This is a genomic window from Shewanella sp. UCD-FRSSP16_17 (assembly GCF_001675935.1).
Taxonomy (GTDB): Bacteria; Pseudomonadota; Gammaproteobacteria; order Enterobacterales; family Shewanellaceae; genus Shewanella; species Shewanella japonica.
Genome location: NZ_LZFV01000004.1, coordinates 1 through 16,622, shown reverse-complemented (window position 1 = coordinate 16,622; position 16,622 = coordinate 1). Strand labels below are relative to the sequence as shown.

The window sequence follows — 16,622 nt, the reverse complement described above, 5'->3', positions numbered from 1 at the left end:
AAAAGTTTTAAACAAAGGTGGACGTGAAGGTGATTTATCCCTATTATGTGCGTCGCTAACCAAGACGAGCGCCCATAGCTCAGCTGGATAGAGCGTACCCCTCCGGAGGGTAAGGCCGAAGGTTCGAATCCTTCTGGGCGCACCATTCGGTAAGGTCGTTTGTTAGCAAGATTGAAATCAGTGGTGATTGTAGCTCAGTTGGTAGAGCCCCGGATTGTGATTCCGGTTGTCGTGGGTTCGAGCCCCATCAGTCACCCCATTCAATCTACATTCTATTTATAGAATATCTCGGTGATTAGCGCAGCCCGGTAGCGCATCTGCTTTGGGAGCAGAGGGTCAGAGGTTCGAATCCTCTATCACCGACCAAATTTTTGTATTCCAATTAGTGATTTATTTTTGATCCTTTCAAATTGGCCTACCGTATTAATTTACAACTTAGTGATTAGCGTTTATTGATTACGTATCACTCACTCTATTAGAGTGGAGCTAAGGCTTGCCTTGTTAGACTCAACATATCAATACGATTTCCGGTGATTAGCGCAGCCCGGTAGCGCATCTGCTTTGGGAGCAGAGGGTCAGAGGTTCGAATCCTCTATCACCGACCAAATAAACAAAAAAGCCACTCTTTGAGTGGCTTTTTTGTGTCTGATATTCAGTCAGCTTAAATCTCATGCTGGCTAAAGTCATAAAAAAGCCACTCAGTGAGTGACTTTAATAGCAGTAAACAGCTTAAAAGGTAATTGCGATAGGCGGAGCAATAAACCCTTGATATGCATCTAAGCGCATTGAAGTAAATCGCTCGAGCTGCTCTTGCTGTTGTATACCTGTCACGATAACTTGGATATCTAAGCCTTTGGCGACATTTGCTAAGGCGCGACATAGCTCAGTATTATGTTGGTCATCTTCCATGTAGGCAAAAGATTGATCGAGTTTTACATAGCTTGGACGTAGGCTTTGTAAGTAGCTCATTGAGCCAAACTGGCGACCAAAATGGTCAATACCAAACTTGGCGCCATTATCTCTGATAATGTTACACAGATTTTCGCAATTATCTAAGTCGCTATACACACTGGCCTCAGGGATTTCAAAGCAGATCCTTTCAGGGAATGCGGTATTACGCAGTAAACCTTGTAGCCATGAATGGAAATGCGGGTCACTGATACTCTGGAATGTGAGGTTAATCGCTAACGGCTCATAGTTTCGCTCAAGCAGGCGGTTATCAATCACGGTTTCAATGAGGCATTGATCCATTAAGGTACCTAAAGACAGTAACTCCACATAAGGCATAAATTGACCGGCATGTTGAAGTTTATCGTTAACCATCAACTGACAATATACCTCACGCTGACAGACTTCTTCGTTTTCAGTTAGTAAAACGGGCTGCCATCTAAATTGGAATTTTTTGTTTTTAATGGCATCAGTGAGGTTATCTCGCCATTGTTCGCGGCTAAATAGTTGATGCTCATTGGTCTCAAACCAATGGAATACCTTGTTGTCTTTTAATGATTTTTGCAGCGCATTATCAGCCTGAGCCAAAATATCACTGACCGTCATGTGCCCTGTACGTTCAGCCACACCAATTGCGAAACCTTCATTAGGCTTACAGCCTGCTTTAGAAATTTCTTTATTCAAGGTTCTTAGTAAGGTCTGTAAGTACTTAGTGAGTTGATCGTGTTCTACATCCGTGACTAGAAAAGCGAATTCATACGCAGCAATTCGGGCAATGACGGATGGGGATACCTCGTTTAAATGATGCTCAAGTTTTTGTGATAATAACTTGATGGTTTCATCACGAACTTGATAGCCATACTTACTGTGTACTTCTTCTAGCCAATCAAACTTAGCTAAAAATATTGCGCCACTACTCGGTTCACCTAACCAGCCATTTATTCGACTGACCATGTATTGTCGATTCGGTAACCCAGATACTTGGTCGACTAAATTCTTTTTACGTAGGGCTGATACTTCTTCATCTAATGAGCTAAAGACTTGTTTTAGCTGTGCAGACATACTATTAAATGCGCCGACTAACTCTTGTAGTTCTTTAGTTTTTGGCGCTGGCATATCAGGGCCAAACTGACGGTTTGCGATCTTTTTAGCATGTTCTGATAGTGCGTGTAATGGCTTGAGAATGTAGCTTAAGCCAAAACGTGCGCAAACGATGGCAAGTAAAAATAGAATTGAAAAAATGATAATTGTATTAGAAATAATGCGCCAAAGTTCATGGTAACCAAAGCCTGGATGGGCGGTAATTTCAATTTTAGCGAGTTGTAACCAACCAGAAGTAATAACACTTTCTTTAGTGATGGTCGTAAACAAATCTAAGTCGATAAACCATTGAGGCACACCTTCGATACGAATGGCGTTATTCCAAACTTGTTGTTTACCGTCAACCAGCCAAGTCAATTTGATTTGCTGATAATAACCGCCTTCAAAAATGACATTCACTAAAGTTTCAGCCGCAACGTCATCGCCACTTTCTAAAGCAGGCACCAGCATAATACCAAGCGAGTGACTGGCATTGTTGAGATCTGAATCCATTTGCTTAACGAGAAAGCTTTGGGTTTCTGTAAATTGAACATAACCTAGACTGGTTATAACCAATAAAAATAAACCAAACAGTAACGCATAGATTTGACGAAAAAGGGTCATCTTGGCCACTACTCCATTTTTTGTTTGGGCTGCCGTAACCGGTCTATGCCCAACCTTAATTTTAAATCATTCCATTTTTCTAGACGTGAGGAAGAGCCCGCAAGCACACCTCGTCCTTTTTCTTTATTAAGCCATAATTGCTTACCATTGAAGCTGTAAACAGGCAGCAAATCATTTCTTTTGGTAGCAGGCTTAATCACTGGGTCTAAATTATCTAGCACCAATGGGATTGCCCCAGGGGTTTCATAATAAGCTAAGACCATATGGTATTGGTTTACAGATGTTGCTTTAACCATAGTAATGCGTAACTTATCTTCAGCAATACCGACCTGAAGGAGCGTAAAATATTTGGCGATGGAAAAGTCTTCACAGTCGCCTGCATTGACGCCGATAAACTCCATAGGGGAGGCCCAATAATTCGACTCCCCCCAGACTTTATTATCATCGACAAATTTAAATAAATTAAAAAAGCTATTCACTTTTTCAAGCTTGGCTATATCGTCAAGGTTTTGCGCGTCATTGACGATTTTAAACCAAGCTTTAGCACGCTTTCCGGCGCGTTCACCGTATTGATCTGATAAGGCGCTGATCGTTTTCTGTGCATCGATTGTTGCCGGAGCTGATGCATAAAGCCCCGACACAATGAAAATAGATGCCAATAATGGGTAACGGCAAGCTCGCGTAACACTTTGTAATTGCGAATAACCCTGCTTTGGCAAAAATCAGTTCCTTACATTAAAAGCTTATTGATCAACCGTGTATATGTGCCACTTCATATCTGTTCTTTGATCATCGCCTGTAACTTCAGCAATAACACGTCTGTTTGCTTCATTTGCTTCAGGCGTACCACTTAAATCAATTGGCTGATCATAGCTGTAGCCAATTGCCGTTAAACGTGATCTATCGATATTGAAGGTATCAACTAAGACATTCACAACATTATCAGCACGTGCTTGTGAAAGCGTTAAATTGTGCTCATATGTTCCAGTTTTACTGCAATGTCCCTCTATAGTCACAACCGTATTAGGGTATAACTTCATCAAGTCAGCCACTTCTTCTATTTGTTGGTAAAAGCGTGTGTTGATATGATCTGAGTCATTTTCAAATAAAATCTCTAACTCTTGGCGTTCGTTGATTTCGCTAATTGTTGGGCAGCCATAATTATCTATGCCTGCGCCAATGACGGTATCTAAACAGCGCTCACGTGCCACAATAACGCCATCTTTATCGTTATCGTTTAAATCGAATTGCTGCTCAGTTGGGCTGTCTGCGGTGACGATATCACGCATTGAACAGCCCACCGTTAGTGTCATGCTGAGTAGTAAAATGAGGTATTTCATTATTTTACTCCTCCTTCGTAATCACGTTCGCCTTGCCAAATATCTGGTCGAGTAACACGTAATGAATCTAGTAACTGTCCAGTTGCATTCAATAAGCGATATTTTGCAATCGTTTCATCATATTCTGTTTGTAGATAGTCCTGACGGGCTTGATAAAGTTCGTTTTCAGTATCAAGTAAATCTAACAAGCTACGTTGCCCTAGGTTAAATTGCTGAGCATAAGCAACTTGGGTATCTTTTGAGGCAATAACATGATCACGAATATATTGCTTTTGCGGCGCTAACATTTCATAAGCATTCCATGAAAGGTGCACACCTTCAACGACTTGACGATGAGCACGTTGGCGAATTTCTTTCGCTTCGTTAATTTTATAGGCAGCTTCCTTTTCTCGTGCGAGATCTTTACCGCCAGAGAATAAGTTGTACTTCACTCGAACCATACCAACCAGATCATTACTGTAACCGTTCACATAAGGGTCAAGTGTGGTTCCTGTGCCATAACCATCTTCACCATCAAGGTTATTATTCCAGTTACCGTTTAATTCTAATGAGAATTTTGGATAGTAATTAGATTGTGCTGAACTGCGCTCACTATCGGCGGCTTTGATATCACTACTTGCTGATTTTAATATTGGGTGGTTGTCTTGGGCCATGATGACACTCTCTGCGATGTTAGCAGGGAGTAAGTCTATATCAGGCACAGGAACAACTAGGTTTTCAGGTGCAACTTCAACGATGCGAATATATTGGGCTCTTGCATCAGAAAGGTTGTTTTTAGCAGACATCAGGTTGGCATTTGCACGAGCCAGTCGACCAGAGATTTGCGATAAATCAGCAATCGAGCCTAAACCTGAATCAGTACGTTCCTTAATTTGCTCATAAATTTCTTTATGACTATTTAAGTTTTTCTCTGAAAGCACCAACAGTTGCTCAGCTTTAATGTAATTCATGTACACTTTACTGACTTCGAGTGCGATATCTTCTGCAGCGGCGAATAACGCCCATTGCTCAGAACTCGCTTCGAAAGAAAAACGGTCAACTTCACTACTTGTATAAAAACCATCAAACAGCATTTGTTTGATACTAAATCCAGCTTCACCTCGTTCAAGTTCCATGACGCCTTCATCCAGATTGTCATTTCCTGGCTGTCTTTTACGACGAGTTGAAGGACTGTCAGTTTGTTCCCATCCATAGGCCCCTGTTAAATCTACAGTTGGCATATACCCAGCAATGGCTTGGTTAACTTGTTCTTCGCGTGCTTTAAAACGGTTAAACGCAATACGAAGCTCAGGATTGGTATCCAGAGTGTGTGCAACAGCCTGCTCTAACGATTGTGCGTTAAGCAAAGGCGTTGCAAAAATTGCTGACATTGCCAATGCGAAGATACTTAATTTACTGCATTGGTTAATGTTAATTTTCATGTAAAAAACCCTCCCGGTTTTTTGGCTAATTCTCTCTAAGTGCTGTTTCTTTTGCCCGTAATATCGGGTTCAAAATGTACTCAAGGATAGTTCTTTGCCCGGTAATGACGTCCACTGATGTGAGCATGCCGGGAATAATTGGCATCTTTGTGCCATCGCTTTTTGTTAAATTCGATTCTTCAGTTCTGACACGTATAGTATAGAAGCTATTGCCTTCTTCATCTTGACTGGTGTCTGCACTGATATGTTCAACAGTGCCTTTAAGGCCGCCGTAACGGGTAAAATCATAAGCAGTGACTTTGACGACAGCGGGTAAGCCTGGGTGCAAAAATGCAATATCTTGTGGTGTAATTTTAGTTTCGATTAATAGCTGATCTTCTGAAGGTACGATTTCAATAATCTCTTCTCCGGGTTGAACTACGCCACCTAGAGTATTGATATGTAATGTTTTAATGGTTCCGTTTACCGGCGAAGTAATCACAGCTTTATTAATTTTGTCAAAAGCACCAATTTGGGCTTGGTTCATACGAGAAAGCTTAGTTTGCATCTCGTTTAAACTGGCACGTAAATCAGCAGCATAAACGAATACAGCTTCACGTCGTTTTAAAATTGCCTCATCCATCGATGCCTTTAGCTTAGGGCGCAATAAGCGCATTGTTTTTAATTCACCTTGGATGTCGTTGACCGTACGTTCGAGTTTAAGTAACTCAACTTCGGGTACAATCCCTTTTTGGGCTAATGGTTTCGTTAATTTAAGCTCACGAGAAATAAGCTGGTAACTTTTAGTTAGCGTAGAGATTTTAGACGTCAGCTCTTCTGTTTCTTGTTGGCGCTGTTGTATTTGACGCACCAAAATTTCCAGTTGATTGGTAAGGTTGTCAAGACGGCCTGAGTATTCTGCTTGCTGGTTTTTAACTAAGTCAGGTTCTTGTTCAATAATTTCATCAGAGAACACTAAAGGTTGTTTGGTGATTTTGACTTGTTCTCGCCAGTTAGACGACATATCAGAAATAACGATGCTATCAAGTTCAGTGCGCATGCGTATAACATTGGTTTGTAAGCTATACACTTCTTGTTCTTGTTGGGCAAAGTCTGAACGAAAACGAATATCATCAATTTTAACTAGTGGTTGCCCTTTAGTGACGATCATACCTTCTTGCACATATATCTCTTGCAGTACACCGCCATCGAGACTATCAATAAGTTGAATTTGAGAGGAGGGGATCACTTTTCCCATTCCAGATGTCACTTGATCTAACTCAGAAAAATAAGACCAAATAAAGAAACATAAGGTCATGGCTGCCAGTGACCATATGATAAGACTATGGCCACGAGGGGAGTCTGTCATCATGGCGCCATAGACATCATCAACCATCTCTAAGTCGTGATTCGATAATTTATTACTCATGAGGCACGACCTCCTGCAAGTAATCCATTATTGAGCTTTTCTAAAATGCTGTCTTTTGGCCCATCAGCTATTACATGGCCTTTGTCTAAGACAATAATGCGATCCACTAAACGCAATAAATGCATTTTATGGGTAATCAGTAATAGTGTGCGGTCTTTACTGACATGTTCCATTGAACGAATAAATTGTTTTTCTGCTCGTGCATCTAGGCTAGCAGTAGGTTCGTCCATTAATAGTACGGGTGGGTCATTGAGTGTCGCTCGAGCAAGAGCCACAGTTTGTCGTTGGCCACGACTGAGCGATAAGCCACCTTCACCAACTTGTTGATCTAAGCCTTCTGACTCAAGGTTGGTAAACATACTGACCCCAGATAGTTGCACCGCTCGGATCAGTTGATGTTCGGTGACTTGACGGGTCCCAAACAAGATATTGTCTTTAATTGAACCATGAAATAAGGTGACATCTTGCGGTAAGTAGCCAAAGTTACTGCGTAAGTCACTTGGGTGAATTTGACCTGAATCTAATCCGTCATATCGAAGGCTACCCTGTGTTGGTTTATACAGACCAACCAGCAGTTTTGCTAAGGTACTTTTACCTGAACCATTGCGGCCAATGATGGCAATTCTCTCACCTGGCTTAATATGCACAGAAAGTGGATGTAAAACCGGTTTTTCAGCTTCTGGGAAAGTAAATGCGACATTATCTGCGTCAATTTTACCTTGTAAGCGCTGTTTGCTAACGAGATGGCCTTTATTTTCAAATTCTTCTTCTTGATTCATTACTTCATCAAGTTGTCGCAATGAGCTGGCAGTTTGATTCCCTCGCGTAATCAGACCTGCTAACTGTGCCATGGGTGAAATCGCTCTGCTTGAAAGCATCACCGCTGCAATGATGCCACCCATTGAAATTGCATTATCAGCGACGCGGTAAACCCCTAATATAACGACGCAAACCACGGTGAGCTGTACAATAAAATTAGCAACATTACTGACTGAGTTTGTTAGTTTTTTTGATTTTAATTGCCAGTTAGCAGTATGGCCTATCATCTGCTGCCAGCTTTTTTGAACAAGCCCTTCAGCACCATTGGCTTTAATCGATTCAAGAGCTGTGAGACTTTCAATTAAATGACCATGTTTGAGGCTTGAGAAACGGTTACTTTCTTCAATAGCAGCTTTGAGTTTGGGCTGAATAAAGAGCGTAAAACCAATAATGATAATACCGCCTATTACTGGAATGACGGCTAGGTCTCCCGCCACAATATATATAATGGTCACGAACAAGAGTGCAAAAGGTAAATCAACCAATGTTGTAATGGTTGCTGAGGTTAAAATTTCACGAATACTATCGAATTCACTGAGCTGTCGAGCCATACCGCCGACACTGGGAGAGCGTTTTGATAGTGGGATTCCAATGGCTTTGGCAAATAACTTTGAAGACACAATAATGTCAACTTTTTTACCAGCTATATCAATCAAGTAACTACGAAGCTGACGTAGAATTAAATCAAACAAATAGGCGATTCCTGCCCCAATCGCTAATACCCATAAAGACTCAAATGCTAGGTTGGGCACCACTTTATCATAGACATTCATGATAAATAGAGGAGATACCAGTGCAAACAGGTTGACTAATACTGAAGCGATTAATGCGTCTCGATAAATGGGAGCAGAGTCTTTAATACTTTGAATTAGCCAGTGAGTGCTATTGTCATGGATATGAACATCAAAGCTGTTATCTCCACGAAACTCCTGCTTCACAAGAAATAAATAACCCACATAAAGGGTTTCGAGTTCTTCTACTGTGAGGGTTTCTTGTCCGCCTGTTTCTGGCAATTGAATAGTGACTTGATCCGCATCAATATCAATTTTTCGTAAAATACAGGCTTTTTTATCTTTCAATAATAAAATACAAGGTAGCAAAATATCCGAGATTTGATTTAAATCTTTACGGGTCAATTTTGCAGATAAACCGCCACGAGAAGCGGCTTGTGGCAGTAACTCTGGAGTAATGACAGCACTAGTCAATGGTAAGCCTGCCGCAAGTGAATCACTTGAGCAAGGCGAACCAAAATGTTCAGTCATTAACACAAGACAATCAAGCAGGGGATCGACAGTTGTTCGCTGTGAAGCCGAAATCGTCCACTGTTCTTGTTGGTCAGACGCAGTTGCTGGCACTTATTACTTATCCTTTGTAATTATAGTTTTGTTAAGCACAATGTGCAGACGCTAACATATTACTACGTAGCGTCAACAAATTGTTGTATTTAAGGAATAATATTACCATCCAGGTTATTTTCCAATGGATCGATTGCAGCAGCATTTTGTGCGGGTGCGTTATCTGATGTATCGACGATTAAAGCGCCGTCATCTAGCAGTCCGTTAATGATTTCGCCATTAGCTGAACTACCGTAGATGTCAGTTAAATCGACACCGTTTAGCACGATTTTTTGATCAGCAGTGCCATCTAGATTAACGTCGACATCAATAGTGGTATTGTTACCGTCGTAACTGAAGCTCAGCATGTCTTCTAAGTTAGATAGATCTTCATTCACCAATAAATCGCGTAAATCTAAGCTATCTTTACTGGTGTCGAAGTCAGTGATTGTGTCACTGCCGGTGTCATTGGCATTCCATGCGAAGGTGTTACTTCCTTCACCGCCAATTAAGACATCATCACCTAAGCCACCGATAAGCAAATCATCACCTAAACCACCGATAAGCAGATCGTTACCTTCACCGCCAATGAGTACGTCATCACCGGCTCCGCCTTCAAGAATCGCGTCAGCAAAGTACAAGCTGCCCGTTGCTCCTGAATTTCCATCGGAAATATACGTACCAGTTTGGATGGTTCCGTCACTTAAGGTAATCGTGAATGTCGCACCAACTAAACTTGCGCCAGTGTCACTACCTAAATTATCGGTATCAAACGCAAACCAGAATTCATCTCCGTTCGTGAAGTCTCCTGCCGTAAATACAGCGGTCAGTGTTCCGCTATCTTGCGTCATATTGGCAAAGATATTTGAATCACTGTCATTAATGCCAACAGAGTCAGTTCCTTTTACTAAATTAGACTGACTGACGTCTACTATCGCATTAGTATCTCCTCCACCTCTGAGATTAATTTCTATTTGGGTGATAGATATTCCTGCAGCGAGCAATGCAGCTTCAAAACCGAACTGGTTGGAAGCGTTATAGGTATTTCCAGATTTCACTGTCGCTTTAATCAAAGACGATGCCGAATTAACAGCAGTCGACGTCGCAATGATAATATCGTTTTCTGCTGTACCTGTGAGGACATTGGAATTTTGATAATCAATGGACACTTCAGCTGTGTCACTGGCACCATTGCCTGTCAAAGTATATTCAAAAGAATCTTCATCATTTGCGGCAGTAACAGTGACAGCGTCGTTTGCTAATGAAGCATTGGTTCCGTTGACACTTGTTACCTGAGCATCGCTTGGTGTTGCATCTCCATGGGTTAAATACTCAGTTGCAATCGTGATATTACTGCCCTGAGCTTGGTTAGTAATGACATTATTTACATTGGCATCGAGTGAAGCGTAGTAATCGATATTGATAGCTAGGTTCAATGTATCTGAGTCACCATCATTATCGATAATTGTGACTTCGATATTTTCTTGCTCATTAAGAATGTTTTCTGTCGAATCAATAAAGTAACTATATTCACCAGTTGAGAAATCAATGGTGAATGTCGCGCCAAGCGCAGTGGTGATAACTTGGATCGGATCTGCCATATTAATCGAGTAAGTCGTGTTATCGACAACGATTTGGTTAACATAACCGCCATCGGCACCAACTAATACACCCGTAGAACTAGTACCGAGAATACCTAAACTGCCGCTAACGGCATTGGACTCGAAATAATCAAGAATTGTATTCGTTAAATCGTCAGCATCGTTAACTTTGATCGCATGCTCTTCTTCTGTTATTTCAGTCGTTTGAGGGTAAGAAATTGGGTAAATTTCATCTAAATCTGCATTGCCAATACCGATACCGAATGAAATATCATAATAAGTATCAAGGTAGCTTTCCCAGTTACCCTGTAAAGTTCCATCAATATTGTGTCCACTTGAAGGTACACCGTCAGAGATAAAGTAAACAAAGCTTTGGTCTGCTGGTGGTAAGACAACATTCGACATCACTTCATTCAAGGCGCTATCGTAATATGTACCACCGCCAGCTTGTAATGCATTTAAGTAATTAATGGCGCTATCGATATCATCAATTAGCCAGCTAGAATTACTAACAGAATCTGAGTAAGCAACAATTTGAACATTCACATTACCCGTTGAGTCGACCTCATTGATAAGTGCTGTTAATGATTCAATTGCTGTTTCTAGGTAAGTTTTACCATTACCTGCACTGTTGTCCATACTGCCTGATACATCTAATACTAAGGTCAAGTTTGTTGTGATAGGTGCAGCACTTGCTTGCAAGTTCTGCTCAATATCATTCACCATCGGCTTATCATCAGTAATTGATACCGTTAACGTGGCACTGCTCGTGTCACCTACACCGTTTTCGATGACATAATTGAAGTTCTCTAAAACATCGTTACTGGTTGCATTTGAAGAGGTTAATTCATACTGATAGTCACCTGCTCTAAAGCCGTTGCTATCATCGGTGTAAACGGTTAATACACCATCTGCCGTCGTTATTGAGATAATGCCATTGACAGGTACGACACCTTCAATACTTGTAATGACTGTGCTACTACTAACACCAGAGTCATTATCAAGTAAGTTGCCGGTTGCAATGTGCGAATTGGTTCCTTCTTCAGTACCGCCTGCCAAACCTGCTTCGGATACAATAGCGGCATTATTTTCAGCAAGTGGGGTCGAATCTTGGTTTACAGTTAATATCGCTGTACTTGAATCACCATCAATATCTGTGAGCTGGTAAGTAAACTCCTCACTAGAAATCACACCATCACCAATGGAAGAAGCTGTGATTGCATTAAGGCCATATGTTGTACCTGAATTTGCTGAAAGTACCAGATATTGGAATGGCGAGCTGGTAGAGATATTAAGGCTATTACTATTCGTTGTGCCTGTCTCTACTAGATTGCCATCTGCATCATAAACGGTCCAAATGACGCTTTCAGAGTTACCGACATTGGTTAAGCTAATGTCTAACGCATTGAAAGGAGCTTCAGAGCCAAGGTCAATAACAAGTTGTTCGCCATTGCTAATGGTAGAGTTGCTGACCCCAATTCTAGAACCATTATCTCCGACGTTATTACCAGGCACTCCTAAGCTATCGAAATTAAACGATGCTCCACTGCCAAAGCCATATAATGAAACCCCATTATTATTGACCAAGTCATTGAATGATAAGCTATCAATAATCGTATCAGTTTGGGTTGACTGGTATTGATAACTACCATCTTGGTTGATGGTGAGTACACCTTTATCTGTGGTGATAGTCAGGTTTCCATCAGCATCAAAACCGTTATAAGTCACGTCACCAAACGTCACACTTGTTATCTGTGCACTATCAGCGCCAAGGTTATCAATTCCGGAGCCATCGGTTCCTGCTGCCGTGATGACATCACCAAATGCTAAACCACCAAAGCCAACATGGTCTGTATCATCTTCAGCTACAGGAGCTGTATCATTTACATCAATTGATACTTGGGTCCAAGAGGAGGCACCAGTTCCATCGGTAGCTTGGTAATAGAAACTATCAACCAGTGTATCGCTACTTGTATGGTCGAGGTTTTGTGGTGCTTCATACGTATAGCTTCCATCGCTATTAATTGTGATGGTGCCACCCAGTGTGGTGGTGAAGCTTTGTCCTGCTTGTGTCGCATCAATGCTATCGACGTCAGAGTTGCCAGGAGCAAATCGAGTTACTGATAAGCTGTCACCTTCAGGATCTGTGTCATTGATGAGTAGATCTGATGCACTAAATAATAGCGATTCACCTTCAAGTACTGCTAATTGATCTGCAACTGTTTCTGGCACTAAGTTAACACCAACAATGTTGATGGTAACTGTGGCGGTGTCGACAGCGCCATATTCATCAGTTAGCGTATATGTAAATGTATCAGTATCTAATTCACCTGCAGTTAGACTGTCGAATGCACCATTAACATCATAGGTGTATGTCCCGTCAGCATTAATAATGAGTTTAGCACCGCTAGTTAGCGTAATCTCTTGCCCGTAGACGTATGCGTTACCGTTGACATGACTGATGTCAAAGTCATGGTTTTGCGCATCACTATCATTAGCAAATAACCCTTCAGAAACATCGCTAATGACCAAGGTTGAATCTTCTTGCACAACGTACGCATCGACTAATGCAGGGCCTGTAACAGTAACAGAATCTAAATAGTAATCAGATGAGTCTGCGAGTGCTGCGCCGCCGTTGGCTTCGCTAATTGTTGGCGCTGCCTCAAAGACTAATTGGTCAAATACCAGGTTACCGGTATTGATGGTAAAACTACCTGTTGTACCGGTTGAGGTTGTGAAGGTTTCAGAAGCCACTAATTGGCCATTATAGTAAGCGTACCATGTACCTTGTTCACCACTATTTTCATCAGCGAACATACGTGAAACACTAAATTCTGCTTGATTAACAAGACCATTGAAATCAATGATTATGGCTTCAGATGTGCCTGTTTCAGAGTCATATTCAATTTGTCCTGAAATTTGACCAGCAGATCGTGGCGAGCCAGCAACGCCTATGTGGTTATCAGCGGCATTGACTGAGATTGCGCCAACGCTGCCATCAGCATTTCTTGCGCTGATAGTAAAGTCGGCTTCTCCATCAGCATTTACTGGGCTTACCCAGTTATTGGCTGAGTCTGCTGACGTTGTGAATATGGTGCCAACAGCATCATCAACGGCATCAACTGTGTTATCTGCAATGGTGAGGTTTTCACTATCACCGGAACCTAAGTTACCTGATAAATCTGTGTAGGTATCGTCATTCACAGTGATACTAGCAGGGCCGCTGTAACCATCAGTTGGAGTGAATGTGGCTGTCCAAGTTTCACCGCCATCATTTGTAACGAGATTAGTAAGTGTACCACCCGAAACAACGACATCATCAACTAAGTTAAAGTTAGTGACTGCCTCACTAAATGTAAATGTAACCAGGGTTGAAACACCAAACTCAAGAGTGGCGTCTGCGACAGTGATGTCTAATGTTGGTGCGGTCGAATCTAATTCGTCAGTATCATCTGCACTAACAGTATTGCCATTACGATCTTCAGCAGAAGCATCGACGGTGATATCACCATCTGCTAAACCAGAGATATCGACACCTGAAATTGTATAGTTACCGTCATTATCAACGGTTACACCAGTCACTACTTGCACTGCGCCAGTGATATCTGTGAGAGTCAGCGTTACAGTGCTTCCAGGGGCTACATCGACAGTGCTACCAGAAATATTTGCTGTTTCAGTTCCATCATTAACCGTTAAGGCGACAGTGATAGAGCCGTCAGTGACATCAAGGTTTTCAGTGTCATTGGCCGATAAATCGTTACCGTTGCTGTCAGTTGCAGTTGCCACCACTGTGATGTCGCCATCCACAAGTGTAGAGAGGTCAACGTTATCAACAGAGTAAGTGCCATCGGCGTTTACAGTTACATCTGTGATGGTAATTGTTGTGCCAGCAATATCGGTGATAACCAGAGTGACCGTGCCGCCAGCTGGAATATCTTGTGATGTACCAGTGATGTCACCTTGGTTAGATGCATCAATCACTAAGTCTACTGTTAGCTCAGCATCAACAGCATCAAGGTTTTCAGTGTCATTGGCAGACAGGTCATTCCCGTTTGAATCAGTTGCGGTTGCCACCACTGTTATGTCGCCATCTACAAGCGTAGATAGGTCAACGTTATCGACAGAGTAAGTGCCATCTGCATTAACAGCCACATCGGTGATGGTAATTGCAGTGCCAGCAATATCGGTGATAACCAGAGTGACCGTGCCGCCAGCTGGAATGTCTTGTGATGTACCAGTGATGTCACCTTGGTTAGATGCATCAATCACTAAGTCTACTGTTAGCTCAGCATCAACAGCATCGAGGTTTTCAGTGTCGTTGGCAGACAGGTCGTTACCGTTTGAATCAGTCGCGGTTGCAACAACTGTGATGTCGCCATCCACAAGTGTAGAGAGGTCAACGTTATCAACAGAGTAAGTGCCATCGGCATTGACTGCCACATCTGTGATGGTAATTGCAGTACCCGCAATATCGGTGATCACCAGAGTGACCGTGCCGCCTGCTGGAATGTCTTGTGATGTACCAGTGATGTCACCGTTATTATCGCCATCGATGACTAAATCAACGGTGATATTGCTTGAAAGGGCATCAAGGTTTTCAGTGTCATTGGCAGACAGGTCGTTACCGTTTGAATCAGTCGCGGTTGCAACCACTGTGATGTCGCCATCCACAAGCGTTGATAGGTCAACATTATCAACAGAGTAAGTGCCATCTGCATTAACAGCCACATCAGTGATGGTAATTGCAGTGCCCGCAATATCGGTGATAACCAGAGTGACTGTACCGCCAGCTGGAATGTCCTGACTAGTACCAGTGATATCACCTTGGTTCGATGCATCAATCACTAAGTCTACTGTTAGCTCAGCATCAACAGCATCGAGGTTTTCAGTGTCGTTGGCCGATAAATCATTACCGTTGCTGTCGGTTGAGGTTGCCACCACTGTGATGTCGCCATCCACAAGCGTTGATAGGTCAACGTTATCGACAGAGTAAGTGCCATCTGCATTAACGGCTACATCGGTGATGGTAATTGCTGTGCCCGCAATATCGGTGATAACCAGAGTGACTGTGCCACCCGCTGGAATGTCTTGTGATGTACCAGTGATGTCACCTTGGTTCGATGCATCAATCACTAAGTCTACTGTTAGCTCAGCGTCAACAGCATCAAGGTTTTCAGTGTCGTTGGCCGATAAATCGTTACCGTTGCTGTCGGTTGAGGTTGCGACCACTGTGATGTCGCCATCCACGAGCGTTGATAGGTCAACGTTATCGACAGAGTAAGTGCCATCTGCATTAACAGCCACATCGGTGATGGTAATTGCTGTGCCCGCAATATCGGTGATCACCAGAGTGACCGTGCCGCCTGCTGGAATGTCTTGTGATGTACCAGTGATGTCACCGTTATTATCGCCATCGATGACTAAATCRACGGTGATGTTGCTTGAAAGGGCATCGAGGTTTTCAGTGTCGTTGGCAGACAGGTCGTTACCGTTGCTGTCGGTTGCAGTTGCGACCACTGTGATGTCGCCATCCACAAGCGTAGATAGGTCAACATTATCAACAGAGTAAGTGCCGTCCGCGTTTACTGCCACATCTGTGATGGTAATTGCTGTGCCAGCAATATCGGTGATAACCAGAGTGACCGTGCCGCCAGCTGGAATATCTTGTGATGTACCAGTGATGTCACCTTGGTTCGATGCATCAATCACTAAGTCTACTGTTAGCTCAGCATCAACAGCATCAAGGTTTTCAGTGTCATTGGCAGACAGGTCATTACCGTTGCTGTCGGTTGCAGTTGCAACAACTGTGATGTCGCCATCCACAAGCGTTGATAGGTCAACATTATCAACAGAGTAAGTGCCATCTGCATTAACAGCCACATCGGTGATGGTAATTGCTGTGCCAGCAATATCGGTGATCACCAGAGTGACCGTGCCGCCTGCTGGAATATCTTGTGATGTACCAGTGATGTCACCGTTATTATCGCCATCGATGACTAAATCAACGGTGATGTTGCTTGAAAGGGCATCAAGGTTTTCAGTGTCGT

Annotated in this window: 7 protein-coding genes and 4 tRNA genes; 4 read left to right on the top strand and 7 right to left on the bottom strand. The window is 42.5% G+C overall.

All coding sequences use genetic code 11. The features are described 5' to 3' along the window. Positions 1 to 68 precede the first annotated feature (68 nt). From A9267_RS08015 to A9267_RS08000, 4 genes are all read left to right on the top strand, one after another. Positions 69 to 145 (top strand) — tRNA-Arg (locus tag A9267_RS08015). 38 nt (positions 146 to 183) lie between these two features. Further along, positions 184 to 259: transfer RNA gene (locus A9267_RS08010), tRNA-His, on the top strand. Between the two features lie 30 nt (positions 260 to 289). Beyond that, positions 290 to 366 (top strand) — tRNA-Pro (locus tag A9267_RS08005). Between the two features lie 162 nt (positions 367 to 528). Continuing rightward, positions 529 to 605 (top strand) — tRNA-Pro (locus tag A9267_RS08000). 124 nt (positions 606 to 729) lie between these two features. On the opposite strand, the gene A9267_RS07995 is transcribed toward A9267_RS08000, so the two are convergent. The 7 genes from A9267_RS07995 to A9267_RS07965 all read right to left on the bottom strand — a co-directional run. Further along, a complete protein-coding gene (locus tag A9267_RS07995; protein ID WP_065108844.1) occupies positions 730 to 2,652 on the bottom strand; it encodes a bifunctional diguanylate cyclase/phosphodiesterase in 1,923 nt (640 codons plus the stop codon). A gap of 8 nt (positions 2,653 to 2,660) precedes the next feature. Next, a complete protein-coding gene (locus A9267_RS07990; protein WP_065108843.1) occupies positions 2,661 to 3,371 on the bottom strand; it encodes a transglutaminase-like cysteine peptidase in 711 nt (236 codons plus the stop codon). A 24-nt stretch (positions 3,372 to 3,395) separates the two neighbouring features. Further along, a complete protein-coding gene (locus A9267_RS07985) occupies positions 3,396 to 3,992 on the bottom strand; it encodes an OmpA family protein (protein ID WP_055026139.1) in 597 nt (198 codons plus the stop codon). Next, positions 3,992 to 5,413 carry a TolC family outer membrane protein gene (locus tag A9267_RS07980; RefSeq protein WP_065108842.1) on the bottom strand — a complete coding sequence of 474 codons (1,422 nt, stop codon included), beginning with the start codon at positions 5,411 to 5,413 and terminating at the stop codon, positions 3,992 to 3,994. Before A9267_RS07980 ends, A9267_RS07985 begins: the two co-directional genes overlap by 1 nt. A 25-nt stretch (positions 5,414 to 5,438) precedes the next feature. Further along, positions 5,439 to 6,821 carry an HlyD family type I secretion periplasmic adaptor subunit gene (locus A9267_RS07975; protein ID WP_065108841.1) on the bottom strand — a complete coding sequence of 461 codons (1,383 nt, stop codon included), beginning with the start codon at positions 6,819 to 6,821 and terminating at the stop codon, positions 5,439 to 5,441. Then, entirely contained in the window at positions 6,818 to 8,995 is a 2,178-nt protein-coding gene (locus A9267_RS07970) for a type I secretion system permease/ATPase (RefSeq protein ID WP_055026136.1), read from the bottom strand. The genes A9267_RS07975 and A9267_RS07970 overlap by 4 nt, the downstream gene beginning before the upstream one ends. An 89-nt stretch (positions 8,996 to 9,084) precedes the next feature. Further along, positions 9,085 to 16,622 (bottom strand): Ig-like domain-containing protein (locus A9267_RS07965; protein ID WP_156669125.1); only part of this gene is annotated, 7,538 nt, incomplete at its 5' end.